34 protein-coding genes and 1 riboswitch are annotated in these 24,712 nt (G+C 57.2%); of the genes, 14 read left to right on the top strand and 20 right to left on the bottom strand.

Going from position 1 to position 24,712, the window contains the following annotated elements; translation table 11 throughout:
• Positions 1-556: 556 nt before the first annotated feature.
• The 5 genes from manX (at position 557) to mntP (ending at position 4,726) form a co-directional block, all read left to right on the top strand.
• A complete protein-coding gene (gene manX / locus ACJ8KE_RS04105) occupies positions 557-1,516 on the top strand; it encodes a PTS mannose transporter subunit IIAB (RefSeq protein ID WP_004927601.1) in 960 nt (319 codons plus the stop codon).
• Between the two features lie 56 nt (positions 1,517-1,572).
• Positions 1,573-2,373 (top strand): PTS mannose/fructose/sorbose transporter subunit IIC, encoded by an 801-nt coding sequence (locus ACJ8KE_RS04100; RefSeq protein WP_015378156.1) that lies wholly within the window; start codon positions 1,573-1,575, stop codon positions 2,371-2,373.
• A 15-nt stretch (positions 2,374-2,388) separates the two neighbouring features.
• On the top strand, positions 2,389-3,231 hold the full coding sequence (locus ACJ8KE_RS04095) for a PTS mannose transporter subunit IID (protein WP_015378157.1): 843 nt from the start codon (positions 2,389-2,391) through the stop codon (positions 3,229-3,231).
• Positions 3,232-3,285: 54 nt separating this feature from the next.
• A complete protein-coding gene (locus tag ACJ8KE_RS04090; protein ID WP_016927403.1) occupies positions 3,286-3,744 on the top strand; it encodes a DUF986 family protein in 459 nt (152 codons plus the stop codon).
• A 218-nt stretch (positions 3,745-3,962) separates the two neighbouring features.
• Positions 3,963-4,145, top strand: a riboswitch (yybP-ykoY riboswitch).
• An 11-nt stretch (positions 4,146-4,156) separates the two neighbouring features.
• The gene (gene mntP, locus ACJ8KE_RS04085; RefSeq protein ID WP_025159822.1) at positions 4,157-4,726 is read left to right on the top strand and encodes a manganese efflux pump MntP; all 570 of its coding nucleotides are present in this window, start codon (positions 4,157-4,159) and stop codon (positions 4,724-4,726) included.
• A gap of 62 nt (positions 4,727-4,788) precedes the next feature.
• Here mntP and rlmA read toward each other — a convergent pair whose 3' ends face one another.
• A complete protein-coding gene (gene rlmA, locus ACJ8KE_RS04080; RefSeq protein ID WP_033640078.1) occupies positions 4,789-5,607 on the bottom strand; it encodes a 23S rRNA (guanine(745)-N(1))-methyltransferase in 819 nt (272 codons plus the stop codon).
• 161 nt (positions 5,608-5,768) lie between these two features.
• Here rlmA and pgeF point away from each other — a divergent pair, with 161 nt between their 5' ends.
• Positions 5,769-6,485 carry a peptidoglycan editing factor PgeF gene (gene pgeF, locus ACJ8KE_RS04075; protein WP_442517142.1) on the top strand — a complete coding sequence of 239 codons (717 nt, stop codon included), beginning with the start codon at positions 5,769-5,771 and terminating at the stop codon, positions 6,483-6,485.
• 52 nt (positions 6,486-6,537) lie between these two features.
• Here pgeF and cspE read toward each other — a convergent pair whose 3' ends face one another.
• Positions 6,538-6,747, bottom strand: coding sequence for a transcription antiterminator/RNA stability regulator CspE (gene cspE, locus ACJ8KE_RS04070; RefSeq protein ID WP_002221949.1), 210 nt, complete (start codon positions 6,745-6,747; stop codon positions 6,538-6,540).
• Between the two features lie 41 nt (positions 6,748-6,788).
• On the bottom strand, positions 6,789-6,905 hold the full coding sequence (locus tag ACJ8KE_RS04065) for a DUF2627 domain-containing protein (RefSeq protein ID WP_002211058.1): 117 nt from the start codon (positions 6,903-6,905) through the stop codon (positions 6,789-6,791).
• 306 nt (positions 6,906-7,211) lie between these two features.
• On the opposite strand from ACJ8KE_RS04065, the gene ACJ8KE_RS04060 reads away from it, so the two are divergent.
• Positions 7,212-7,436, top strand: coding sequence for a hypothetical protein (locus tag ACJ8KE_RS04060; RefSeq protein ID WP_131818046.1), 225 nt, complete (start codon positions 7,212-7,214; stop codon positions 7,434-7,436).
• A gap of 151 nt (positions 7,437-7,587) precedes the next feature.
• Here the strand turns inward: ACJ8KE_RS04060 and ACJ8KE_RS04055 are convergent, their stop codons facing one another.
• Complete coding sequence (locus ACJ8KE_RS04055) at positions 7,588-8,622, bottom strand: MBL fold metallo-hydrolase (RefSeq protein ID WP_016927400.1); 1,035 nt, start codon at positions 8,620-8,622, stop codon at positions 7,588-7,590.
• 219 nt (positions 8,623-8,841) lie between these two features.
• On the opposite strand from ACJ8KE_RS04055, the gene ACJ8KE_RS04050 reads away from it, so the two are divergent.
• On the top strand, positions 8,842-9,132 hold the full coding sequence (locus tag ACJ8KE_RS04050) for a hypothetical protein (protein WP_016927399.1): 291 nt from the start codon (positions 8,842-8,844) through the stop codon (positions 9,130-9,132).
• Between the two features lie 46 nt (positions 9,133-9,178).
• Here the strand turns inward: ACJ8KE_RS04050 and ACJ8KE_RS04045 are convergent, their stop codons facing one another.
• The 3 genes from ACJ8KE_RS04045 to ACJ8KE_RS04035 all read right to left on the bottom strand — a co-directional run bounded on the left by ACJ8KE_RS04045 (position 9,179) and on the right by ACJ8KE_RS04035 (position 11,329).
• Positions 9,179-10,540, bottom strand: a complete 1,362-nt coding sequence (locus ACJ8KE_RS04045; protein WP_016927398.1) for an amino acid permease — start codon at positions 10,538-10,540, stop codon at positions 9,179-9,181.
• Between the two features lie 175 nt (positions 10,541-10,715).
• Positions 10,716-10,952 (bottom strand): DUF4060 family protein, encoded by a 237-nt coding sequence (locus ACJ8KE_RS04040; protein WP_004927680.1) that lies wholly within the window; start codon positions 10,950-10,952, stop codon positions 10,716-10,718.
• 74 nt (positions 10,953-11,026) lie between these two features.
• Positions 11,027-11,329 (bottom strand): phage protein NinX family protein, encoded by a 303-nt coding sequence (locus ACJ8KE_RS04035; protein ID WP_016927397.1) that lies wholly within the window; start codon positions 11,327-11,329, stop codon positions 11,027-11,029.
• Between the two features lie 170 nt (positions 11,330-11,499).
• Between ACJ8KE_RS04035 and fos the strand changes: the two genes are divergently transcribed.
• Complete coding sequence (gene fos, locus ACJ8KE_RS04030) at positions 11,500-11,907, top strand: fosfomycin resistance glutathione transferase (protein WP_015378164.1); 408 nt, start codon at positions 11,500-11,502, stop codon at positions 11,905-11,907.
• A gap of 39 nt (positions 11,908-11,946) precedes the next feature.
• On the opposite strand, the gene ACJ8KE_RS04025 is transcribed toward fos, so the two are convergent.
• Together ACJ8KE_RS04025 and ACJ8KE_RS04020 are read right to left on the bottom strand one after the other, a co-directional pair.
• Positions 11,947-12,219, bottom strand: coding sequence for a YebO family protein (locus tag ACJ8KE_RS04025; RefSeq protein WP_016927396.1), 273 nt, complete (start codon positions 12,217-12,219; stop codon positions 11,947-11,949).
• A gap of 81 nt (positions 12,220-12,300) precedes the next feature.
• Entirely contained in the window at positions 12,301-12,459 is a 159-nt protein-coding gene (locus ACJ8KE_RS04020; protein ID WP_004927688.1) for a PhoP/PhoQ regulator MgrB, read from the bottom strand.
• Positions 12,460-12,620: 161 nt separating this feature from the next.
• Here ACJ8KE_RS04020 and ACJ8KE_RS04015 point away from each other — a divergent pair, with 161 nt between their 5' ends.
• Positions 12,621-12,854: a YobH family protein gene (locus ACJ8KE_RS04015; RefSeq protein WP_016927394.1), complete on the top strand. Its 234-nt coding sequence runs from the start codon at positions 12,621-12,623 to the stop codon at positions 12,852-12,854.
• A 40-nt stretch (positions 12,855-12,894) separates the two neighbouring features.
• Here ACJ8KE_RS04015 and ACJ8KE_RS04010 read toward each other — a convergent pair whose 3' ends face one another.
• Positions 12,895-13,134: a DUF2766 family protein gene (locus ACJ8KE_RS04010; protein WP_004927692.1), complete on the bottom strand. Its 240-nt coding sequence runs from the start codon at positions 13,132-13,134 to the stop codon at positions 12,895-12,897.
• Between the two features lie 184 nt (positions 13,135-13,318).
• On the opposite strand from ACJ8KE_RS04010, the gene ACJ8KE_RS04005 reads away from it, so the two are divergent.
• Both ACJ8KE_RS04005 and ACJ8KE_RS04000 read left to right on the top strand, forming a co-directional pair.
• The gene (locus tag ACJ8KE_RS04005) at positions 13,319-13,531 is read left to right on the top strand and encodes a YccJ family protein (protein WP_004927694.1); all 213 of its coding nucleotides are present in this window, start codon (positions 13,319-13,321) and stop codon (positions 13,529-13,531) included.
• 445 nt (positions 13,532-13,976) lie between these two features.
• Positions 13,977-14,363, top strand: a complete 387-nt coding sequence (locus tag ACJ8KE_RS04000) for a helix-turn-helix domain-containing protein (protein WP_004927697.1) — start codon at positions 13,977-13,979, stop codon at positions 14,361-14,363.
• Positions 14,364-14,384: 21 nt separating this feature from the next.
• On the opposite strand, the gene ACJ8KE_RS03995 is transcribed toward ACJ8KE_RS04000, so the two are convergent.
• The 5 genes from ACJ8KE_RS03995 to lysM form a co-directional block, all read right to left on the bottom strand.
• Positions 14,385-14,738, bottom strand: a complete 354-nt coding sequence (locus ACJ8KE_RS03995) for a DUF1304 domain-containing protein (protein WP_016927392.1) — start codon at positions 14,736-14,738, stop codon at positions 14,385-14,387.
• Between the two features lie 427 nt (positions 14,739-15,165).
• Positions 15,166-16,107: a pirin family protein gene (locus tag ACJ8KE_RS03990; protein WP_079449818.1), complete on the bottom strand. Its 942-nt coding sequence runs from the start codon at positions 16,105-16,107 to the stop codon at positions 15,166-15,168.
• Between the two features lie 105 nt (positions 16,108-16,212).
• Complete coding sequence (locus ACJ8KE_RS03985; protein WP_004934557.1) at positions 16,213-16,377, bottom strand: hypothetical protein; 165 nt, start codon at positions 16,375-16,377, stop codon at positions 16,213-16,215.
• Between the two features lie 23 nt (positions 16,378-16,400).
• Positions 16,401-16,556 (bottom strand): hypothetical protein, encoded by a 156-nt coding sequence (locus ACJ8KE_RS03980; RefSeq protein WP_016927390.1) that lies wholly within the window; start codon positions 16,554-16,556, stop codon positions 16,401-16,403.
• A gap of 265 nt (positions 16,557-16,821) precedes the next feature.
• On the bottom strand, positions 16,822-17,268 hold the full coding sequence (gene lysM, locus ACJ8KE_RS03975) for a peptidoglycan-binding protein LysM (RefSeq protein ID WP_016927389.1): 447 nt from the start codon (positions 17,266-17,268) through the stop codon (positions 16,822-16,824).
• Positions 17,269-17,496: 228 nt separating this feature from the next.
• Between lysM and ACJ8KE_RS03970 the strand changes: the two genes are divergently transcribed.
• Together ACJ8KE_RS03970 and ACJ8KE_RS03965 are read left to right on the top strand one after the other, a co-directional pair.
• Entirely contained in the window at positions 17,497-17,688 is a 192-nt protein-coding gene (locus ACJ8KE_RS03970; RefSeq protein WP_004934567.1) for a YebW family protein, read from the top strand.
• Between the two features lie 123 nt (positions 17,689-17,811).
• On the top strand, positions 17,812-18,036 hold the full coding sequence (locus ACJ8KE_RS03965) for a biofilm development regulator YmgB/AriR family protein (protein WP_016927388.1): 225 nt from the start codon (positions 17,812-17,814) through the stop codon (positions 18,034-18,036).
• An 82-nt stretch (positions 18,037-18,118) separates the two neighbouring features.
• Here ACJ8KE_RS03965 and ACJ8KE_RS03960 read toward each other — a convergent pair whose 3' ends face one another.
• From ACJ8KE_RS03960 to astA, 5 genes are all read right to left on the bottom strand, one after another.
• Positions 18,119-19,201, bottom strand: coding sequence for a porin (locus tag ACJ8KE_RS03960; protein ID WP_284065314.1), 1,083 nt, complete (start codon positions 19,199-19,201; stop codon positions 18,119-18,121).
• A 568-nt stretch (positions 19,202-19,769) separates the two neighbouring features.
• Positions 19,770-20,753 (bottom strand): succinylglutamate desuccinylase, encoded by a 984-nt coding sequence (astE, locus tag ACJ8KE_RS03955; protein WP_116403557.1) that lies wholly within the window; start codon positions 20,751-20,753, stop codon positions 19,770-19,772.
• Positions 20,754-20,763: 10 nt separating this feature from the next.
• Entirely contained in the window at positions 20,764-22,104 is a 1,341-nt protein-coding gene (gene astB, locus ACJ8KE_RS03950; protein WP_049299161.1) for an N-succinylarginine dihydrolase, read from the bottom strand.
• A 52-nt stretch (positions 22,105-22,156) separates the two neighbouring features.
• Complete coding sequence (astD, locus tag ACJ8KE_RS03945; protein ID WP_049299188.1) at positions 22,157-23,629, bottom strand: succinylglutamate-semialdehyde dehydrogenase; 1,473 nt, start codon at positions 23,627-23,629, stop codon at positions 22,157-22,159.
• Positions 23,629-24,663, bottom strand: a complete 1,035-nt coding sequence (gene astA / locus ACJ8KE_RS03940; RefSeq protein WP_004934585.1) for an arginine N-succinyltransferase — start codon at positions 24,661-24,663, stop codon at positions 23,629-23,631. Before astA ends, astD begins: the two co-directional genes overlap by 1 nt.
• Between the last annotated feature and the right edge of the window lie 49 nt (positions 24,664-24,712).

Genomic DNA, 24,712 nt, shown 5'->3' with positions numbered 1-24,712 from the left:
CTCCAGAGAAAAGTGGGAATGAGCGCACGCCGCTCAAACGTGACGATGCCGCCGCTGCATGGGCGCAGTCGACAATAGCAAAGTGACGGGATGGGATTACCGGGAGATGGCCGAAGGGCCGAACAGCATATGCAACGCCAGCAGGTGGCGGGTGAAACCTGGAAAAACAGTTACTTCGGTGACAGTCCATAGGGAGGGCTGAGGCCCTTCACTCCTTAGTGATGAAAGAGGAAATTACTGTATCAGGATTTTTCTGGGGGACAAAGCGGCTTTTTCAACGGCGGTTTAGGGTGACGCCACGCCATATCGTCTGCGACAGCTAAGATTTCTCCGAGCATTCAATAGCGGAGCAGCGTCACAAAAAATATTTTTTCACTCACTAAAATAAATCTCGCGTTCGTGAAGTATCACGCACAGGCATTTGAAACTGCGTGAGAAATGTTAGGCGTGCGTTTCTTTTTTTCTACCATAATGTATCTGAACCGCGGAAGTGACTGCCAAGACGGCGCGGAGAAACGACACAAACCGCGTCTGGAGTTCAACGAGGAGGTAGCGAGTGGCAATAGCTATTATCATCGGCACACACGGGGCTGCAGCGGAACAACTGCTGAAAACGGCGGAGATGCTATTGGGCGAGCAGGACAACGTCGCCTTTATAGACTTCGTTCCCGGTGAGAATGCCGAAACGTTAATCGTCAAGTACAACGAGAAAATCAGTGGATTGGATACCAGCGGCGGCGTGCTGTTCCTGGTGGATACCTGGGGCGGCAGCCCGTTCAACGCCGCCAGCCGCATTGCGGTCGACAAAGAAAACTATGAGGTCGTCACCGGGGTCAACATCCCGATGCTGGTGGAAACCTTCATGGCGCGGGACGACAACCCCGCTTTCGATGAACTGGTGGCGCTGGCGTTGGAAACCGGCCGAGAAGGCGTGAAAGCGCTGAAAAAACCGCAGGAAGAACCCGCAAAACCCGCAGCGCCCGTCGCCAAAGCCGCTGCCCCTCAGGCGCCGTTGGGGCCGAACGACCACATGAAAATCGGCCTGGCGCGCATCGATGATCGCTTAATCCACGGCCAGGTCGCTACCCGCTGGACCAAAGAGACCAACGTCAGCCGTATTATCGTCGTCAGCGATGAAGTCGCCGCCGACCATGTGCGCAAAACCCTGCTGACTCAGGTTGCCCCGCCGGGCGTCACCGCCCACGTGGTGGACGTGGCGAAGGCTATCCGCGTCTGGAACAACCCCAAATACGCCAACGACCGCGTGATGCTGTTGTTTACCAATCCGACCGACGTCTGGCGTCTGGTGGAGGGCGGCGTGGATATTCAATCCGTCAATATCGGCGGCATGGCGTTCCGCCAGGGGAAAACCCAGGTGAACAACGCCGTTTCCGTCGATGAAAAAGATATCGAAGCGTTTAAGAAACTGAACGATCGCGGTATCGAGCTGGAGGTGCGTAAGGTCTCGTCCGACAGCCGGCTAAAAATGATGGACCTGATTAACAAACTCAATTAGTGGCGCCAGCCGCTGATTATTTTACTCAGAGCTTTTTTGGTCATAGGAGAAGTGCAATGGAGATCACCACTCTTCAGATTGTGCTGATATTTATCGTTGCCTGTATCGCCGGGATGGGTTCCGTCCTCGACGAGTTCCAGTTCCACCGTCCGCTGGTCGCCTGTACCCTGATCGGCTTCATTCTCGGCGATATGAAAACCGGCATCATCATCGGCGGTACGCTGGAAATGATCGCGCTCGGCTGGATGAACATCGGCGCGGCGGTCGCGCCGGATGCCGCCCTGGCGTCCATCATCTCGACCATCCTGGTCATTGCCGGTGGGCAAAGCGTCGGCGCCGGTATCGCCCTGGCCATTCCGCTGGCGGCGGCCGGCCAGGTATTAACCATCATCGTGCGAACCCTCACCGTGGCCTTCCAGCACGCAGCGGACAGCGCGGCGGAGCGCGGCAGCCTGCGCGCCATTAGCTGGATCCATGTCGGTGCCCTGCTGCTGCAGGCGATGCGTATCGCCATCCCGGCGGTCATCGTCGCCATCTCGGTGGGCACCGCTGGGGTGCACGCCCTGCTCAACTCGATCCCGGAAGTGGTCACCAGCGGCCTGAACATCGCCGGTGGCATGATCGTGGTGGTCGGTTACGCAATGGTGATTAACATGATGCGCGCCGGCTACCTGATGCCGTTCTTCTATCTCGGTTTCGTTACCGCCGCCTTCACCAACTTCAACCTGGTGGCGCTCGGCGTCATCGGCGTGGTGATGGCCGTGCTGTATATCCAGCTCAGCCCGAAATACAACAAGTCTCAGGTTGTCCAGGCCGGCCCGGCTAACGCGAACGATCTCGATAACGAACTCGACTAGGAATAGGTGAGAGAAATGGTTGATACGACTGCTCAAAAGAAACTCACGCCGGCCGATATTCGCGGCGTATTCCTGCGTTCGAACCTGTTCCAGGGTTCATGGAACTTCGAACGCATGCAGGCGCTGGGTTTTTGTTTCTCGATGGTGCCGGTGATCCGTCGCCTGTATCCGGAAAACAATGACGATCGCAAACAGGCGATCAAGCGTCACCTGGAGTTCTTCAACACCCACCCTTACGTGGCGGCGCCGGTGCTCGGCGTGACCATGGCGATGGAAGAGCAACGCGCCAACGGCGCGCCGATCGACGACGCCGCAATCAACGGCATCAAGGTCGGTTTGATGGGGCCTCTAGCGGGCGTCGGTGACCCGATCTTCTGGGGCACCGTGCGGCCGGTATTCGCCGCGCTTGGGGCGGGCATCGCCATGAGCGGCAGCCTGCTTGGACCGATCCTGTTCTTCGTGCTGTTCAACCTGGTGCGCCTGCTGACCCGCTACTACGGCGTGGCCTACGGTTACCGCAAAGGGGTCGATATCGTCAACGACATGGGCGGCGGCTTCCTGCAGAAACTGACGGAAGGAGCGTCCATTCTCGGCCTGTTTGTCATGGGGGCGCTGGTCAACAAGTGGACGCACGTGAATATCCCGCTGGTGGTGTCCAAGATAACCGACCAGACCGGGCATACCAACGTCACCACGGTGCAGACCATCCTCGATCAGTTGATGCCGGGCCTGGTGCCGTTGCTGCTGACCTTCGCCTGTATGTGGCTGCTGCGCAAGAAAGTCAACGCGCTGTGGATCATTATCGGCTTCTTCGTCATTGGCATCTTTGGCTATTGGATTGGCCTGCTGGGCCTGTAATCGTTCGAAACGGCCGGGGGGCAACCCCCGGCTTTTTTATGTGTGGAGCAAGAGATGTCACTGACCGACGCCGTACTGATGCTGTTTATCGCCCTGCTGTTGCTGTATTCGCTGTATGACGAATTCGGCATGGATCTGCTGAAAGGCAAAACGCGGCTCAAAGTGCCGCTCAAACGCCGTAACCGCCTCGACAGCCTGATTTTCGTCGGCCTGATCGCCATTCTGATTTACCGCAATGTCACCGACAACGGCGCGGTATTAACCACCTATCTGCTTATTTCTTTGGCGCTGCTCGCTATCTATGTTTCTTATATTCGCGCGCCCAAGATGGTGTTTAAAGCGCACGGATTTTTCTTCGCCAATGTGTTTGTCGAATATAACCGCATTAAAGCCATGAATTTATCGGAGGACGGCATTCTGGCCGTCGACCTGGAACAGCGCCGGCTGTTGGTTCAGGTGACGCACTTGGACGACCTGGAGAAGATTTACCACTTTTTCATTGATAATCAATAAATAAAGAAAAACTCATTTTACTTTCGCTCAAACCTTGCGCTGCTTGTGGATAATTAATCGGCAGCGCCATTTCCTTTCTGACTATTATTTCCGCAACATTGTTACCCGCGCCTACATTATATTCCCCCATGAACTCAGATTAATGAAAACGAGTCTCAATTAAGAACAAAAACCACGCCAGAATAAAGTTGTCGGCACAGGAAATAATATGGTATGGTTGCGCCGTCATTGGGGAGTAGCCGGTTTCTGGAGAATAAAAACCAGAAACGCCCGTATCAACATACTCGTTTCGCCGTATGAAACGTGGTGCGGGCAGCCAGGTAAGGTTGGCGAGACCATAGACACGTAACTCCGTCGTTTGGTTGGGGGTGGGTTACGTGTATATGGAGCCACCCGGCCGAGGCTATTTCACATGAACCTTTCAGCAACGCTTATTCTCGCTTTCGGCATGTCCATGGATGCTTTCGCCGCTTCGATCGGCAAAGGTGCCAGTCTGCATCAACCGCGCTTTCGCGAAGCGATCCGCACCGGCCTGATCTTCGGCGTGGTCGAAGCGATCACCCCGCTCATCGGTTGGGCCATCGGCCTGTTCGCCAGCCAATACATCATGGAATGGGATCACTGGGTCGCCTTCTCGCTGCTGTTTATTCTCGGCATGCGCATGATCGTCGAAGGGGTGCGCAACAGGCCCGACGAAGAAGAGAAGGTCAAACGTCATGGTTTCTGGTTGCTGGTGGCCACCGCCATCGCCACCAGCCTCGACGCCATGGCGATCGGCGTCGGTCTGGCCTTCCTGCAGGTGAACATCGTGCACACCGCGATGGCCATCGGCTGCGCCACCATGATCATGGCGACCCTGGGCATGATGATCGGCCGCTTTATCGGCCCGCTGCTGGGCAAACGCGCCGAAATCCTCGGCGGCGTGGTGTTGATCGGTATCGGCGTCAACATCCTGCTGGAGCACCTCGGCTACCTGGCCTGAGGTGACTGAACTGCAAAAAAACCTGCCGCGGCAGGTTTTTTTGTTTCTGAGTTCAAGGCCCCTTAAGCGCGACGTCGGTACAACGCCAGCACGAAATCCGTCTCGCACACAAACTCGCCGCCCTCGGCCAACCGCTGTTGCACCTCCGGCGTAGCGCGCCAGGCGAACGGCGTCATCTGCAGCAGATTGGCGGCCTGCGCGCCCGGTAGGGTCATCGTATAGGCCAGCGCCTCTTTGCGCTCGCAGTCGAATCCGTCGAACTGTTCATCCTGTTCGGCATGCAGCTGCACCTGCTGGTACACCTGCTCTTTCAGCTGGTACAGATGACGCGGGCCCGGCGACACCGTCAGCACCACGCCGCCCGGCTTCACTACTCGCGCCAGCTCCTCCGCCTTGCAGGGTGCATAAATGCGCAAGACCGCATCCAGCGCCCCGTCGGCGAACGGCAAACGGTGACTGGAGGCAACGCAGAACGAGACCGCCGGATAACGTTTAGCGGCATAGCGGATCGCCACCTTGGCGACATCCAGCCCATAGACCGCCATAGTGCGCTCCTGCGCCAGTCTGGCGGCCACGGCGGCGGTGTAATACCCTTCCCCACAGCCGATGTCCAATAACGTGCCTGCATCGGCCGCCAGCGCCAAATCCAGCCACTCGGCCACCTGCGCTTGCAACGGCTGATAATATCCACCGTCGAGAAACGCGCGCCGCGCCTGCATCATTTCCGCGCTGTCTCCCGGCTGCTTCGATCGTTTGTGCTGCACCGGCAGCAGATTCACGTAGCCTTCTTTGGCTTGATCGAACTGATGATTGCCGTCACAACGCCAGTGTTGTGATGAAAAATACAGCGGTTGATGACACAGAGGGCATTGATAAGACATGAATGGGCTTCCAGAAAGACAGGGCGCGGCTAGTCTAAAGAAGGCGTCGGCTTGATGCAAGGCGCATCCCCGCTCGCTTTCGCCGCCAACAACACCTGGCCAAGCGGGGAAAAAGCTGGCTACACTGAGAGTCTGTTTTCTCACGCAGGTGAACATAACTTATGAGCGATCGTTCCGCGCTGCTCGATGCGGTGCCCCATATTCAGCACGGCTTCGGCAGCAAACTCGCGCTGCTGCCCGGGTACCTGCTGCCCTACAGCGCCACGCTGCCGGAAAAAAAACAGGTGCACGGCACCCGCATCGTCGACGTGCTGCAGCCGGCGCAGGCGTGCGGCGAGGCCGATGGTTTCTACACTCGCCAGCCCGGCATTCTGCTCAGCGTACTGACGGCGGATTGCCTGCCGGTGCTGTTCAGCCGCCGTGACGGCGGCGCCATCGCAGCGGTTCACGCCGGCTGGCGCGGACTGCTTGACGGCATTCTGGAACAGATGGCAGCGCGCATTCGCCAGGACGGCGACACCGCCGATTGGGTCGTCTCCATCGGCCCTGCCGCCGGCCCGTGCTGCTACGAAGTCGATGAAGCGCTGGTGGAGAGTTTTAAACAGCGCCTGCCGCTGCCCGCCACGCTGATCAGCCCGCATTACCGGCATCTGGATCTGGCCGCAATTGCCGAATACAAGCTGGCGGCGCTCGGCTTCGCCGCCGTTGACCGCGCCGGCAGTTGCACCATCTGCACGCCGGACGTCGACCCGCAGCGGCCGCAGCGCTTCAAATACACCAGCTATCGCCGCAACAGCCACCGGCGCGCGCAGGATCCGACGCATCCGGGGATCAAAGGCCGCAACCAGTACGCCGGCATCATCATCGCCGCCGGATGACGGAAACGAAAAAGCCCGCGCGAAGGCGGGCTTTTTGTACAGCTGACGCTGATTAGATAGCAGTAACGTTTACTGCAGATGGGCCTTTCTGGCCATCTTGGATTTCGAACTCAACGTTCTGGCCTTCAGCCAGGGTTTTGAAGCCGTTACCCTGGATTGCAGAGAAGTGTACGAACACGTCTTTGCTGCCGTCAGCCGGGGTGATGAAACCGAAACCTTTAGACTCGTTGAACCACTTAACTTGACCTTTGATCTTTGCCATCTTGAGTATTTCCTTTGGATTGTTTAAACCGCCCGAGGGCGTTACATAGACAAACTAGAGTCGTTACTGCTTGAGGCACTAAGATAAGGATCGGCAGAGAAGCGGTATTCAACGCTAACGTCTTTACTCAGAACTTCTTTACTGAAAATGCCACACATATACAGAACTGTACCTCGTTTTACCCAGATGCGTTATCACATACTCTGTATGCGATGGCAAGCCATTTTTAATCACTGAACGACATGTCGCACATATTTGAAACGGTCGAGCGCCACATTTGCTTAAATAGGCCAAAAGATGTTGAAGCATCGGCTATTTTCTGCTTGCCAAAATCACTGCGCCAGACCCCGCATTCTGCTGGAGTTTTAACAAAACTTTCATCGTATTGACGCCTTTCCGTCTCATCATTTCCGCTTTTTGGCCGCTTATAGCGTTAAAAAATTTGAATCTTTATGGAATTTGATATGCAACATCTGAATATCGATGAACGGGGGCCAATTTATTCATCGCTCCTCCGACCATTTACCGCCGGAAAGCCCATTCATCATCGGCTTTCAGCCCTGCCGCCAAACGGCGCGGGCGACAACGGCGCGCGGGTCGGCGGCGACGTCTCCGCCCTGCGCAACGGATGCATAAGCATGCAAAGCGCCGGCACATATCCCGCTTGCCTGCGGTTCCATCATAAATAATCCGAAGGTCATTATCCCCAATAGCCGGAATAATCTTATGAATAGCAAAAGTGTGGCGTTGAATTAAATCCTGAAGATCGGGTGGTTATTTGAATCACCACCCGATCTTATCAATTTTGCTAATTACTGCCGCGCTTTCAAACCGTTGCTCTTATTCTTTCCTCTGTACCGCAGGGCGAAGAGACAACGCTTGCTGAGCATCCTGCAACGCGATGCGCTCGCCAATCTTCAGCGGGAGGAATTGATGCTGCTCCAACCCCGCCTCGCTCAGGGCCAGGTTCAACTGCTGCGGCGGTTCGTCCAGCGATTCATCCGCCAGTTCGAATACCCCCCAATGGATGGGAATGGCGCGCGGCTGATTCAGCTCGCGATACAGCGCCACCGACTGCTGCGGATCCATATGCTGCTCCTGCATAAACCAGCGCGGCGCATAGGCGCCAATCGGCAGCGCAGCCACGTCGAACGGCCCCAGCCGTTGACCGATCTCCGCCAGCCGTTCCGAATAACCGCTGTCGCCGGAAAAATAAAACCGCAGCGCCGGATGGTGGATCACCCACCCGCACCACAGCGAGCGATTGCGATCCCACAGCGTGCGCATGCTCCAGTGCCGCGCCGGCGTGGCGTAGACCGTCAGCTCGCCCAACGGCAGACTCTGCCACCAGTCCAGCTCATGCGCCTTCAGCCGATAACGGCGGAACCAGCGCTTCAAGCCAAGCGGCACGATGAACTCGGCCTGAGGGAAACGCCGCGCCAATTGCCGCACCGTGCGCCTGTCAAGGTGGTCATAATGGTTATGGGAGATCAGCACCGCATCCACCGCCGGCAGCTGCTCCACCGTCAGCGGCGGCGGCGTTCTGCGCTTCGGGCCGTAAAAGCTCAGTGGCGATGCGCGTTCGGACAACACCGGATCGATCAGGATATAACGCCCGCTCAACCGCAGCAGCATCGAGGCATGCCCCAACCACCAAACGCAGTCGTCGCTGCCGCTGAGATCGGCAGGTTGCCACCAGCGTTCGGTAAATTGTGCATAGCCCTGCTGCGGCGGTCTGGGCAGCCCCTGCCGCTTGCGTTCATCCTGCCAACGCTGAAGATCGCCCTCCTGACGCCGCGAAGGTTCCAGGTTGCGAAATCCCTCCGGCGTATGATGCGCCTTGGCCGCGTCGTAATAACGGTTGATTCTTTTCATCCTGCCTTTTCTCCCGACCACTGCGCCCTGCGCGGGCATGACTTTCAGTGTAACAAACCCGATGAAGCTCGCACTTTGTCAGCCGTGCGCTGCATCTCGGGACCTTTTGCCGTATGCTGTTGTCTCACTCCGGTGGAAAGCCAGGGCCGCCAAGAGCCCGTTAAGACTCTCTTAAGATCTTTGTGATTGACTTGTAGGGCATACAGAAAAGGAGAAGTTATGAGTCGTTCTACATCCCGCAAATCAGGCTCAAGCCTGGGGCGCCGTATTCGCAGCGCGCTGCTGGCGCAGAAGCAATACTGGAAAATGTATTTCGCCATGAAGTTCCGCCGGCTGCGCGTGCCTGCACCGTTGGTGCTGCTGGGCGGTTCGCTGCTTGGATTCTTCATGTTGACTCTGCTGATGCTCAGCGTAGTCGCCATCGACGTGATCAGCACTCTGCTGCTGCTGTGCCGGAAACTGCTGGGGCGGGGTCACGGTGAGGGCCGCGCCTTTATGCCGCGCGGCTAACGAGAAAAGGAGCGGAGGCGTGCCATACGCCTCCGCAGCACACGGATTAACGCTTGCCGCCTTTGCGGCGCGTCAGCATAAACCCGCACCACAGCACCGCAACCCACACCGGCATCAGCAACACCGAAATGCGGATCCCTTCGCTGAAATACATGATCACCAGAATCAGGCCGAGGAACGCCAGACACAGGTAGTTGCCGAACGGATACCACAGCGCCTTAAAGCTGGGAATGACGCCCTGGCGGTTCTTGGCGGCGCGGAATTTCAAGTGCGCCAGGCAGATCATCACCCAGTTGATCACCAACGTTGAAACCACCAGCGCCATCAGCAGCTCAAACGCCTTGCCGGGCATCAGGTAGTTGATCAGCACGCCGATCGAAGTAATCAACGCCGACAGCGCGATGGACAGCACCGGCACGCCGCGTTTATTCACGCGCGTCAGCGCCTTCGGCGCATTGCCCTGGCTGGCCAGCCCGAACAGCATGCGGCTGTTGGCATAAACGCCGCTGTTGTAGACCGACAGCGCGGCGGTCAATACCACTACGTTGAGCACCGTTGCCACCAGATTGCTGTTCAGCGCATGGAAGATCAGCACGAACGGGCTGCCGCCCTCCACCACTTGCCCCCACGGATAGAGCGACAGCAGCACAGTCAGCGAGCCGATATAGAAGATCAGGATGCGGTACACCACCTGATTGGTGGCTTTGGGAATGCTGCGACGCGGATCGGCGGCTTCCGCCGCGGTGATGCCGACCATTTCCAGGCCGCCAAACGAGAACATGATCACCGCCATCGCCATCACCAGCCCCGAGAAGCCGTGCGGCATAAAGCCGCCCTGCTGCCACAGGTTGGTGATGCTGGCCTGCGGCCCGCCGTTACCGCTGGCCAACAGCCAGGCGCCGAAGACGATCATGCCGACAATCGCCACCACCTTGATGATGGCGAACCAGAACTCGGTTTCGCCGTACAGGCGCACGTTCACCAGATTAATCAGATTGATCAGCACGAAAAACAGCGCGGCGGAGGCCCAGGTGGGGATCTCCGGCCACCAGTACTGAATGTAGATGCCGACGGCGGTCAATTCCGCCATGCCGACCAGAATGAACATTGCCCAGTAGTTCCAGCCGGAAAGGAAGCCGGCGAAATCGCCCCAGTATTTATAGGCAAAGTGACTGAAAGAGCCGGCGACCGGCTCCTCCACCACCATTTCGCCCAGCTGGCGCATGATCAAAAATGCGATAAAACCGCCGATGGCGTAGCCCAGCAGCACGGCGGGGCCGGCCATTTTAATGGTTTGCGCAATGCCGAGAAATAAACCGGTACCAATGGCGCCCCCGAGGGCAATAAGCTGTATGTGTCTGTTTTTTAAACCGCGTTTTAGCGGAGTATCCTGATGCTGACCGCCCATCTTATCCTCATATGGCGTATACCCTTGCCGCTATCGGCCAAGATTTCACCAATCAATAAATGTATCTGCGGGCGGCTTTTTAACACTTAACCCCGTGAGCATCAAGGAGAAGCGCCCCGAGACGGCAGGCCGGAGCGCGATTTTTTTACCGCGAGAAAGCGGATAACGGCAGCGTTCAGCCAGGCATACCGCACAGTTTGGTCAGATTGCGCGCGCCGATCATCAGCGTGGCGACATAAGATTGGCTACGCGTGACCACTTCCACCGCCACGCGATCGTTTTGATATTTTATCAGGTAGGTCGAGGGCCAGCCCTGACGGCGCTGGCCGAAGCTTTCGGCATGACGATCGATCGCCGCATGGGCAATCACCAGATGAGACAAGTTTTTATCACCTTTGATAATGCGCTTCATAAACAGCCTCCGCCAACGACAGCTCTGTTATTAGAAAAAGGAGAAACTCTTACCAATCACCGGTATTGTTCGACTCAGTTAACCTGTCGGCTCATCAGGAAGCAGATCATCGCCGCGCGCAGCGGGCTGGCGCTGTCCGCCTGCCATTCACCGCCCTGAGTGCTCATGCGCGCCTGCCACTGCGGGCTGTCGCTTTGGTTGTCGGGGTTCAGACTGATTTTGTTGGCGCAAATGATCGGCCAGGCATCGGAGGGATTCTTGCAGTAATCTTTACCTTTCACACCACCGTAGGGATACCACTTGTCCGGGTTCTCTCCGGTCAGCAGCGCAATGCTGCGGTTCACTTCGGCATCGCTTTCTTCGTACCATTTAATCATCGGCTTCATCCATCTTTCGTAAGGTTCGCGCTACATTACGATGTCTGTACGACAGTTTTATGACAGCGCCGCCGGTTTTCACATTATCTCTACTAATGCTTTGTCCCCTTTATCTTTCCTTAGCGCCTACGTAAACTTTTCTCCCTGTTCAGCGCCCAGAGAACGCATGCATGTTGACCGGCCTTAACCATCTGACGCTCGCCGTCAGCAATCTCGATCGCAGCTTCGATTTTTATCGTCATCTGTTGGGATTTATCCCGCACGCCCGCTGGCAAGGCGGCGCCTATCTTTCGTTAGGGCCGTTGTGGCTATGCCTGTCGCTGGATGAAACGCGCATGCAACAACGCGAGCGCGATTACACCCATTACGCCTTCAGCGTCGCGCCGGAACACATTGAGCAGGTCAGCGAGCGGTTGCGCCAGGCCGGCGTCGAAGAGTGGAAAAGCAATCGCAGCGAAGGCGAATCACTCTATTTTCTCGATCCCGATGGGCATCAATTGGAGATCCATGCCGGCGATTTGGCCAGCCGCCTGGCGGCATGCCGGGAAAAGCCGTATCAGGGCATGGTGTTTTACTGAGGCGCCCCGGCGACGCAGCCGTCGGCCGGGGCATCATGCTCAACGTTCGGGGATGAAACCTTTGAAATCCAGCGCGGGGTTGAGATCGTCGTCAGCAGCGGCGCCGTCTGCGCCGGCGCGGTGCGCCATACGCTTCAACAGCGCCGTTTGCTGACGTTGTTGCTCGGCAATCTCCTGCAGCAGGCGAATCTGCTCGTTGGCGCGCACGCTGGCGCGGTTCACCAGGAACCAGACCCACAGCCCGGCCAGCAACGCCACGGCGGCGAGGGCCAGCGACAACAGGCCGTTCTGGCCAAAACCTAAATCGTACATGGACAACCCTATCTACTGCGAAATTCAGGCCGCCATCTTAACACTCGCGGCGGCCGTGCGAACATCCCTGCCAAAAATTGCTTACCAGGGCACGAAGCGGGTCACCGAACAGATGCCCAACGCAAAATTTCCACCATCGTCGCAATAGCTGTCCAGCGCCAGCAGGTAGAAAAACAGGCAGGCAGCGACGGCCGTCATTATCACGAGGATTTTTTTTCGCAACAAATTTAGCAGCCTCATTGTTATCTTGGTAATCTATCGCGCATGTTATCACAGCGAAGTTAAACGAAGTTTAACTTTCCGTTTAGATTTCTGGCTATCGCCCGGTTTTCAGACTGTTACCCTTGCCCTCGCATAGGCGCCGTGGCTAGATGAACCCTCAGGGATAACGAGGAAATACGATGAGCAAATTGATTAAGTGGGTATTGGTGTTGGCGGTCATTTACGGCGGCTTTTTGATCTCGGGCTACGGCGTGCTGATCGGCAGCAACAAAAACGTTGGCGGGTTGGGATTGCAATGCAAATACCTGACGGCGCGCAACGTGGCGATCGCCCAGTACGTGAATGGCGACAACGGTTTCATCGGCGTATCCGACTGCCCGCTGTTCAAGAAAATCGAAACGGTGGTGGATTAACCGCCACCGCCCGACGCCGCCGCTCTGCGGCGGCCCCGCCTCAGTTGCGGGTAAACTTCATCTCGATCAGCGCAATCGCCTTGTCAATCGCTCGGCGGGTCACCGGATCGGCGCCGGCAGGATGCGTGGAGAAATCGATGCTTTTGAGCTGACCCGCCATCTTGTCGCGCACTTCGGTCGGCGCAATCACGTCGATAACGTCCAGAATCTGTTTGATGACCAGTTGGCAAGCGACCAGATCGGAAGCCAGTTCCTGCTCGTTGCTCAGCATGTCAGACATAATAAATTTCCTTCTTGATTCAAACGCCGCACAGAATAGCATGGCGTCCGCGCCATTGCCCGCTCTCCCCGTCTTTTTCCCCATTCTGCGCACCGGCGGGCAAAAGCCCGCGGCGGATTGGCCTATACTTGCTGCATGGCGGTGGTAAAAACCACCCGCAAGCCACAACCAACAGGAGAAAGTTATGGCGAATCACAATGTGAAATCCTGGGCGACAGTGCGTGAAACTTCGGTGGAAATCGCCGAAGCCATTTTTGAGCTGGCAGGGAACGATGAAGTGTTGGCGCAGAAAATCTGGGAAGAAGGCAGTGATGAGGCGCTGGAGAAGGCCTTTGCCAAAACCACCGCCGACCAGCTTTATTGGGGAGAGGAAACCGTCGAGCGGAAAAACGTTTGAGCGGTTACGCAACAAAAAGCCCGGGTTTCTGACCCAGGCTTTCCCGATTAGCGCTCGCCCCGCTCAGCGGCGTGCATGTCTCTTGCTCTCACGGTTCTTCACCTCCCACACCTTCCGCATTTTTCATGCTCATCACCGGCGTCGCCATAAAAGCGCCGACGCCCACGATTACAACCAGAGTAATAATCACTGTCATTAACATGCGATCACCCCATCAACGTTGAGTTGTTACGGCTGACTCTGTTTTGGCGGTTCTTGCTGCGGCTTTCTTTGCGTCCCCCACCGCGGCGGCGACAGTCCCAGATTAGCCGTTTTTCCTTTCGGCTGACAAGCGGCGGTCAAACGGTTTTTCCGAATAATTGCCCCCCGTCACGGGCGGCATTTTTGTCCACGGCGGCAAGTTGTGTATACTTCACCGCTATGTAGGTCTCACACTGACGCACTGATGATACAAGAACACCACCTCTCGTTGGTCTGCGCCCTCAGCAAATGGGTCGAAACTCACCTCGGACGAGTGATCCATCTCGAAGAGCTGGCCGAGTACTCCGGCTACTCGCTGTGGCACATGCAGAAGCTGTTCAAAGAAGCGACAGGGATTTCGCTCGGTAAATACATTCGCGAACGCCGTCTGGCCGGCGCGGTCTATCAACTGCGCAGCAGTGAAGCGTCGATCTTCGACATCGCCCTGGACTTTGGCTTCGGTTCTCAGTCCCACTTCACCTACATGTTCAGAAAGCGTTTTAATATCACACCCTATGATTTCCGCCAGGATTTGAGCGTTGATCTGCACATCGATCCGCCGCTGCACGTCATTCACCAAAAATCCGCCTGAAGCCCGCCGCAAATCGGCGGGTTAACGCGCCCCCCAGACCGCCAGCATCGCGATCGCGGCCGGCAGCGCCTGCACCCACAGAATTTTGCGGCTGGCGCTCAACCCGCCGAACACCCCGGCCGCCAGCACACACCCGAGAAAGAACAGCTGCAGTGCCATATCCTCACGCCAGTAGCTCCATGCCAACCCCAAGGCCAGAAAGCCGTTGTACAGCCCCTGATTGGCGGCTAACACCCGCGTGGCTGCGGCGAAATCCGCCGTTGTGCCGAATGCGCGCCTGCCGAGTGGCGTACGCCACAGGAACATTTCCAGCACCAGGATATAAAGATGGAGCGCTGCGATGAGCAGCAGCAAAATATCGGCAAAGAACTTCATGGTGGTTCCAGTCGTTTATTGAAGATGTCATCAATTATAAACTCCTTCGCTCACCATCCCATCGGCGGAGATAAAAAAACCCGCCGAAGCGGGTTTATGCAGGAGTCATTTTTTGAGGTTAGTTTAATACGGCGACCAACAATGCCGCGACAGAGACCCAAAACAGCGCCGTGGCAACCACGACATGGGACAATCTTGCACGATAAAGTACTTGGCTCATAATGACCTCACTGACATCTGACTAACGGGAGACAACCTGACTTCCTGAGGATTATCCTAAACTTCTTCCCACTGTCGTTATATGCGCCAGATCACTTTTCCGCCGAGAACCCTTATATTGTCGTAAAGCTGGAGCCGCGATCACATTAATTACGCCTTATTAGAGCGAAATAAGCCGAATAATCGCGGCGATTATATCCTAACGCTATCAAACATCGTTCCAAGGCAGGCGTGGTGCGGTCATGCGCTCACCAGAATAACCGCTAACCGTCGGGAAACGCGGCGCGCCTTGTTCCCAATCATGCTGAGCCCGAGTAATTTCAGCCTTGGTATGGCCAACGAAATTCCACCAGATAAGGATCTCTTCGTTTAATGGCGCCCCACCGATGAGTAATCCCCGGCTCCCCTTCTGTGCATTTAACCCAATAGAGTTATTCTTCATGCCCAAATAGGCGAATTCATCAGGTGAAAAGATTTCACCATTAAGTTCAAATGCACCAATAAGGGGCAAAAAGCCGATTTCATAATCATCGCGCAACGGCAATTCGATTCTTGCCGCTTCTTCCCATTCCAGATCAATGGCGATTAATGGCGAAAGAGTAAACACCGGTGAACGATAAGCGCCAAATTCCCCGACCAACAAACGATGATTCACGCCGTTATTCTGCCATTGCGGCAAGTCAGGATAATGATCGAAGCGTGGCGCCATATCGGCATGTTCGGCCGGCAGCGCGATCCATAATTGCGCAGCATGCAACCGCCGCTGCTCGCCCACCGACTGTTCCGTATGCGCAATGCCGTGCCCCGCGGTCATCAGGTTAACCTGCCCCGGGCGAATCACCTGCTCACTGCCGAGGCTGTCTCGGTGCAGCACCTCCCCCTCTATCATCCAGGTGAACGTTTGCAGCCCGGTGTGCGGATGCGGCCCCACATCCATGCCCGGCGAAGTGCCGTTGAATACCGTCGGCCCGGCGTGATCGAGAAAACACCAGGCGCCGACGGTGCGCCGCTCCCGGGTTGGCAACGCGCGGTTGATCGGAATGCCCCCCACTTCGGCGTTACGCACGGCAATACGTTGTATCTGGCGCACGCCGTCAACGACGGGGCACTCGCGTGAAGGTGAAGAGAGCGTAGGACGTGGCTGACTCATCGCAAAGACCTCCTGAATGGCGCCGATTCGCCAAGGGTAACCGCCCAAGCTTAACACAGGACAGCTCCCCCGCAGAGCGACGACGTGCAGGCACGTCCGCGCGGTTCAGGGTGCTTTGATATAGCAGCTCTTGATGTCTATATCGTCATGCGCGTGCCTGAGATCGGAGAAATAGGTCACGCCAAAGAGAATTGATACCACCAGCAGCACGGACACCAACAGGCCGATGATCGCCAGCAGTTTGGTTTCATCATGGAGATTAGGCTCCATTTTATCTCCCCTAGTTAATCGCGTCAGGTCACCCACAGCGTGACCGCCAGCGTAAAGATAATCAGTGAGCAGGACGCCACCGCCAACACGACGATCGCAAATTGCGCATCACCCAAGGTTTCTCGATAATTTTTATCCGTTGAGGCGTTACGCTGTTGTTTCACTAAATCGGTTTTCACTCGTTCAACTGCTGCATTGCTGTTTGACGGGGCAAAACATCCCCTCAGAATAAGGCGCCAACGTCGCTGACTTGGTCGCTCCGGCCTCAACCGGGGGATGACGCTATCAATTTTCCCCATCAGGGTCAACACCGCGCCTGCCGGCGAGCGAGCAGGTACACAGGGGAGATGTAACTGGAATGGAGATCGCAGGGAAATAAGAGACGCCTATTGCAGAGGACAAAAAAAAGCCCGGTACGTAACCGGGCCTGGGTAGACCGATGCGTTATTGCGGGATACGCAACACCTGCCCCGGATAAATCTTGTCCGGGCTCGACAGCATCGGCTTGTTGGCTTCGAAAATCTTGTTGTACAGATTGGCGTTGCCGTACATCTCTTTAGAGATCGCGCTCAGCGTATCGCCCTTCTTCACGGTATAGAAGCGGCTCTCGGCGTCGGATTGCGCTACCGCCACCTTGTCTTCCACGCCGCTGATCCCCGCCACGTTGCCGATAGCCACCAGGATCTTCTCTTTTAACTCCTGGCTGACGGCGTCGCCGGTCACTACGGCTTTACCATCGACCACCTGCACATCAACTTTGTCGGTGCCCGGCAGGCCGCTCTTATCGAGATGTTCCTTGAGTTTGGCGCTTTGATCTTCGGCGGAGGCATTGCCGGTGACTGTATCCCACAGTTTTTCGCCCGCTTCTTTGACGAAGTTAAACAAGCCCATATTCACTCCTTTTGATGGTTGCAGTAATGCGTTTAAGTAAGGCTTGTTAAGCTTAGCATCGACAAAAGGATATGCCATCCGCTTACGGTGTCAGAAATGGGTAGAGTATTCCGAAAGTGTCGTCAGCGGCGTTTCCATGGCGATTAATCGCGCAATGATGCTGAAAAATCGCGCTTTTCTACCTACACTGTTGCAGACAAGGTAACTCGACGAAGGAGGCGTGCAACGATGTACGCATTGGTGATGTTTGTCTGTTATCTGGATGGCGGCTGCAGTGAAATGGTGGTCGATATATTGCGCGACGAGCCGCAATGCCTGGTCGCGATGAAGGAACAGAACTTGCGACACGCCGGCTGTTATCCCATGGAAGAGTTTATCGACGGCTTCTGGTTGCCAGCCAGCGAATATTCCGATTTTTAACCTCCTCCCCGCGCGATGCTGAGGAATTTCTGATTTCATCGGAAACTTCGTCTTCCTCCGAGGCATAAGGCCGCTGTTTTGCTAAATTGCGGCTCCCGAAGAAGAGAGAGACAGAGAAAGGTCATGCCAGCATCGGCTCATTCCAACGAGCAATATGAAACTCTGCTGCGCGACGTCAGCCTGGCGTTAGGCGACGCAGTGTTGCAGTTAATCAAAAACCATAAAAAGGTATCCGGCGGCAATATTCTTTCACAGCTGGTGACCGAAATAGAGCGGGAGCAGGATCAGCAACGTTTCGCCGCGCTGCGTTCCGCCATTGAGCTGGTCGGGTTGGCGCCTAAAGGCTGAGCTCCCGATAAAACAAAGGCAGGGCTTGCGCCCTGCCTGATTACCAATCCCGACACAGGATGAAGGTAATGAAATTGCAGAATTAGAAACGATACGTCAGGCTGACGGCAACGATATCATCGTTGGCCAGTTTCAGTTTGTTATCGTCGCTCAGCTGGTTGATTTGATAATCGACGTAGGTGTACATATTTTTGTTGAAGTAGTAAGTCGCCCCCACTTCCACGTATTTCACCAGGTCGGCATCACCGATCCCTTCGATATCCTTGCCTTTGGACTGCACGTAAGCCACGGAAGGACGCAGGCCGTTCTCAAATTGATACTGAGCCACCACTTCGAAGTTTTGCGTTTTATTGGCGAAGCCGGAAGTGCCGTTGACGCTGATCGGCGTCATGTTACGGGTTTCGGCATACATCGCGGCCAGGTAAACCTGGTTGGCGTCGTATTTCACCGCGGTGGTCCAGGCGGTAGCGCTGTCACCCTTGCCATACTGCAGCTCTTTTTGCTTGCTGGTGCGGTTGGAATCAGAGAACGCCGCCGCTACGCCGATGCCGCTGCCGCCGATGTCCTGATAGTCCAGAGACAGGCCGTAACCGTCGCCGTTTTGCTTGGTCACGCTGCGGCCGTCACCGTCGTTTTTACCCTGATACTGCACCGCCAGGTTCAGGCCTTCCACCAAACCGAAGAAATCACGGTTGCGGTAGGTGGCCAAACCGTTGGAACGGGCGGTCATAAAGTTATCGGTATAGCTGTAGGAGTCGCCGCCGAATTCCGGCAGCATGTCGGTGTAAGCCTCGGCGTCATACACCACGCCGTAGTTACGGCCGTAGTCGAAAGAACCGTAGTTGCCGAATTTCAGCCCCGCGAAGCCCAGACGCGTTTTGGTGCCGGCGGTGCCCTGCGCTTCGTCGTGATTGGCCTGGACGTTGTATTCCCACTGGCCGTAGCCGGTCAACTGTTCATTGATTTGCGTTTCGCCTTTGAAGCCCAGGCGAACATAGGTCATATCACCGTCGTTGGACTTACTGTCGCTGAAATAATGCTTGGCGTTAACGCGGCCGTACAGGTCGAGTTTATTGCCATCCTTATTGTAGATTTCAGCCGCGTTGGCAAAGGAGGTGATCGCCCCGAGGGCGACAGCTAAGGCTAATACACTGCGTTTCATCATTTATTTTCCTAGATATTATAATTAGAACCCTGCCCGTCACGCCCAATTTATAATTTGGGCTGTGATTTTATCTTTTGGTATTTTATGAGCACCCCTAATGCCGGGGTGATGTGACATTAGCATCATGAATCAAAACTTAAAATCAAAAAGTTCATGAAACAACGAGGAGAAAGCATGTTTATGTGTAACCAAATATTACAAAAAAGAAATCACTCAACCCATTGAATATAAGAATTTTTTATCACATAAGTTATAACCAAAACGGTGCAATGCACCATCATAGTGCAATTCAGTTTCGTTTTGCGTGCTTTCTGCGCGATTCAAAAGTAACAACAAAATTAGCATGGTTATTAAAAACGTTACTTATTTCACATTTTTATCTTAACAAATTCATCAGGCAATTAAGGCTTTCAGATAACGACCTGACACTGCCTTCTATTCATTCGCATAAAGACACGGATTCGTGACGAATAAAACTCGCCTTACGGGAATAAAAATAGCGGGAAATAGCAGATTAAAATAATGAAAGGAATAACGGCGGCGCGCTGACGGCGCCACCGTGGATAAATCAATACAGCGTAGAGCGGGAAACTTCGCTCAACAACATGCCGGCACGCAGGCCCAACGCCACGCTGGGGTTAGGGAACAGTATCCACGCCCCCTCCTGGCCGACGCGATAGTCCTCCTGCGGCTGCTCGCACAGCAACATGCCCGGTTCCAGCTCGGTGAAGTTGGCCGTGTCATCGTCCAGATGCAGTTTGAAATCTTCGCTGTGCTTGATCAACGAGTGCATCACACGGAAAACCCGAATCTCGGCGCCCGCACGCGCCGGCAGCGCCCCTTCGCTGACCGCCGCCCGCAGAGCGCGATCGATGGCGGCGAACTGCTGCAGATCGTTGCTGCCGAACGGCCGCGCCTTGCCCAGCTCGAGCGTACAGCTCGCCGCATTGAGATGTTCGCTGGAGTAATGGCTAAACGTCCCGCCCGGCGCACTGTGTACCACCAACGCATCCAGATCGGCGGCATCCAGCAGCTTCAACATCGGCTCACTGTACGGGCGTTTCTGAAAGGGCAGAATGCCGAAACGCGGCAAACGCGATTCGCGGATGGCGGTGTGCAAATCGTAATGGAAACGCGCCGCCTGCTCCCCATCGAAAAAGGCGGCGAGCGCACGCTCCAACTGCTGCGCGCGCACGGTTTCGCCGCTGGCGGCGAAGTTGCGGTAGCGGCCGCCGAACATGCGGTTCATATCGCTGTGCAGATAACGCTTGCCGGCCCGCATCGCCGCCGGGTTGCCCAGCACCACCAACAGTCGCACCGTCAGCGGCAACCGGCCGGCAAGGAGATCGCCGACCAGTTGATTGAGCAGTTCAATCGGCGCGGTTTCATTGCCGTGCACGCCCGCCGACATCACCATCGCCTGGCGGTAAGGCTGTCGCGGCGTAAGCTCCAGCACCCCTTCCCCCTGCCAGCGCCACCGCAGCTGCGGTGTTTCACCTTGCCATTCGACGGGTTCGTTCCCTTCCAGCGTCAGGGGCAGTAGATCGATCATGCGGCCTCCCTTAGCGTTGGAACGGATAAATGGCGCCGAGACCGAGGATCGACGTCAACGCATCCAGCGCCTCGCGCCCTTCGCGCAGCAGCAGCGGATCGGCCAGGTCATCCTGCGTCAGGCGGTCGCGGTAATGACGATCGACCCACTCGTTCAATGTTGCGAACAGCCGATCGTTCATCATCACGCGCGGATTGACCGCTCTCAGCTCTTGTTCGTTGAGCGCCACCCGCAACCGCAGGCAGGCAGGGCCGCCGCCGTTGCGCATGCTTTCACGCAGGTCGAACACGCGGATTTCATCGATCGGGCCGCCGCTGCCGACCATGTCGTTGAGATAACGCCACACGCCGGCGTGCTGACGCGACTCCTCCGGCACGACGATCATCATCTTGCCGTTCGGTTTGGTAAGAATTTGGCTGTTGAACAGATAGGTCGCCACCGCGTCCGCTACCGAGACGCGCTCTGTCGGCACTTCGATCGCCACCAGCTCGCTGTCCAGCGTCGCCATCTTGCGGCGCACTTCATCCAGCGCCTGTTGCTGGCGGTAAAACGCCTGCTGATGATGGAACAGCACGTTCTGGTTGCTGACCGCAATCACGTCGTTATGGAACACGCCCTGATCGATCACCGCCGGGTTTTGCTGCACGAAGACCGTATGCTGTTCATCCAATTGGTGCAGGCGAGCGATCGCCTCGCCGGCTTCGCGCGTCTGGCGCGCCGGATAACGCGCCGGCGCCGTTTCGCCGCCGAATTCCTGACGACCATAGACGAACACCTGCACGCTGCGCTTGGCGTAATCACCGCCCAAACGGTTATGGTTGGCCGCCCCTTCGTCGCCGAACAACGCCACCTGCGGCAGCGCCTCGTGGTGGGCGAAATGCCGATCGTCGCTGAACATCGCCCGCAATACGGCGGTGGTGGTCTCCGCTTCGATGGCGCGGTGGAATTTGTTGTTCAGGTTGGCGGCGGTGAAGTGCACCTTGCCGTCGGCGCTGTCCGCCGAAGGCGACACGGTGGCCGCATTGGCGGTCCACATGCACGACGCCGAGCTGAGCGCCGACAGCAGGCGCGGCGACTGACGCATCGCCTGCGCCAGCACCGCCTCATCGCTGCCGCTGAAACCCAGGCGACGCAGCATCGGCAAATGCGGCCGCTCCTGCGGCGGCAAGACCCCTTGCTGGAAACCGAGATCGGCCAGCGCCTTCATTTTCAGCAAACCTTGTTTCGCCGCCAGCTTCGGGTTCGATACGCTGTTTTGATGCAGCGTTGACGCCTCGTTGCCGAACGACAGCCCGGCATAGTGGTGCGTCGGCCCCACCAAACCGTCGAAATTGACTTCATATCCTGACATGTTTATCCCCTGGGGATAGCGTGCGGCAGCACCATCGCGCCGCCGCAGACGATTAACGGAACGACAAGCCCGGCGAGAGCGTGGCCGGCAGCGACAGGCTTTCGCTTTCCAGCGAAGCCATCGGCCAGGCGCAATAGTCCGCCGCATAGAAGGCGCTTGGGCGATGGTTGCCGGAGGCCCCCACGCCACCGAACGGCGCCGCGCTGGACGCCCCGGTCAGCGGCTTGTTCCAGTTGACGATGCCGGCGCGCGCTTCCAGCAACAGCCGCTCGAACAGCTCGCGCTGCGGCGATACCAGCCCCACCGACAGGCCGTAGCGCGTCCGGTTGGCGAGCTGCAGCGCCTCGTCAAAATCGCGATAACGCACGATGGTGGTCAACGGCCCGAAATACTCTTCGTCCGGTACGCCGGCCACGCCGGTCAGATCGACGATGCCCGGGCTGAGCAGCGAACTGCCCGGCTCCAGCAGACGCATGCTCAGCAGCGATTTGCCGCCCAGCGCCAGCAAGCGTTGCTGCGCTTTCAGCATGTTTTCCGCCGCGGCCGCCGACACCACCCCGCCCATGAACGGCTGCGGTTCTGCATCCCAACGGCCGACGCGCAGTTCGCCCGCCACCTGAACCAAACGCGCGATAAAAGCGTCGCCTTCCGCCCCTTGCTTCACCAGAATGCGACGCGAACAGGTGCAGCGTTGGCCGGCGGAGATAAACGCCGACTGGATAGCCAGGTTGACCGCCGCGTCGCGATCCTCGAAGCCGTCGACGATCAGCGCATTGTTGCCGCCCATCTCCAGCGCCAGGATCTTCTCCGGCTGCCCCGCCAATTGGCGATGCAGGTGATAGCCGGTGCCGGCGCTGCCGGTGAACAGCAGACCGTCGATATCCGCACTGGCCGCCAACGCTTCGCCGGTTTCGCGGCCGCCTTGCACCAGATTGATCACCCCGTCCGGCAGACCGGCCCGCAGCCACAGTTTCAGGGTCTCCTCGGCGGTCAACGGCGTCAGCTCGCTCGGTTTGAATACCACGCAGTTACCGGCCAACAGCGCCGGCACGATATGGCCGTTCGGCAGATGGCCGGGGAAATTGTAAGGCCCAAACACCGCCAGCACGCCGTGCGGACGGTGGCGCAGCACCGAAGCGCCGTCGGCCATCGCCGTCTGGCTAAAACCGGTGCGCGTCTGATAGGCCTGCAGCGAAATGCCCACTTTGCCGATCATCGCCTGAATTTCGGTCAGCGTTTCCCAACGCGGCTTGCCTGTCTCGCGGCTGATGGTTTCCGCCAGCGACTGCTTGTGTTCTTCCAGCAAGGCGGCGAAGCGTTTCACCAGCTGTTCGCGCTGCTCGAACGGCGTGCGCGCCCAAGCGGGGAACGCGGCGCGCGCGGCTTCGCAGGCGGCGGCGACGTCGTCGGCGTCGGCGGCGTTAGCGCGCCACAGCGGCTGGTTGCCGACCGGATCGGCCTTGCCGAACTCGGCGCCGCGGCCCTGCCGCCAGACGCCGTTAATCAACAGAGCAGGATGGGACATCATGCTTTCTCCTGTGCAATAAGGGGGAGCACCCGCACCGGGCTGCCCTGTTCGACGCCCAGCGCCGCAGCGGTGGCGGCATTGATATGCAGGCGGTCGTCATACAGATCGGCATTGACCAACAGTGCGCGGTAATTCTGATAGTTGTCGTTGGCCACCAGATGCACCGGCGCATCGGCGCGCATCGGCGTGTCATCCAGCACCACTTTCACCAGGCGGCTCTGCTTGACCGCGCGGATATGGTCGATCTCCGCTTCCAGCGTCGGACCGCCGTCGAAGATATCGACGTAGCCCTGATAGCTCAGGCCTTCCGCCTCCAGCAACCGGCGCGCCGGCAGGGTTTGCGGGTGCACTTCGCCAATCACTTTCTGCGCATCTTCGGCCAGAAAATCGACATACAACGGGTGTTTCGGCATCAGCTCGGCGATAAACGCCTTTTGCCCGGTGCCGCTCAGGTAGTCCGCCTTGGCGAACTCGATGGAGAAGAAACGGTGGCCGACGCTCTCCCAGAACGGCGAACGGCCGTTTTCATCGGAGAAACCGCGCATCTCGGCGATCAGACGGCGGGAGAAGCGTTCACGGAACGCGGCGATAAACAGGAAACGCACCTTCGACAGCAGTTTGCCGTTCTCGCCGTGGCGATAATCCGGATCGAGGAACAGCGTGCACAGTTCCGAATGTCCGGTATGGTCGTTGCTGAGGAACAGCGTCGGCACCGATTTATAGACGTTCAGCTGTTTGGAAGCGTGCACCTGCGTGCCGACGCGGAAGCTGTACCAGGGTTCCGCCAGGCCGACGGCCACTTCGATCGCGCAGACCCCCACCGCCTGCCGGCGCTCGCTGTCTTCCAACACGAACAAATAACACTGGTCACTTTGCGGAAGTTCGCCTTGCCAGGTTTTTAACGCCCGCTCAATGCGTGCCGACAAGGTATCTTCATTCTGCGGCAGTGAAGTGAGACCGATGCCGGATTTACCGGCAAGCGTCAGTAAATCCGCCAGATCGCGACGCTCTATAGGGCGAATAATCATCATAATGCGAACCTCTTCTGAATCAGGCTGCGCCGGTGAAGGCGCAGCCCGC

Source organism: Serratia sp. CY56464 (assembly GCF_052168435.1).
GTDB lineage: Bacteria > Pseudomonadota > Gammaproteobacteria > Enterobacterales > Enterobacteriaceae > Serratia > Serratia marcescens.
Note: the sequence above shows the minus strand (reverse complement) of the source record. Positions and strands in the feature narration are given on the sequence as shown.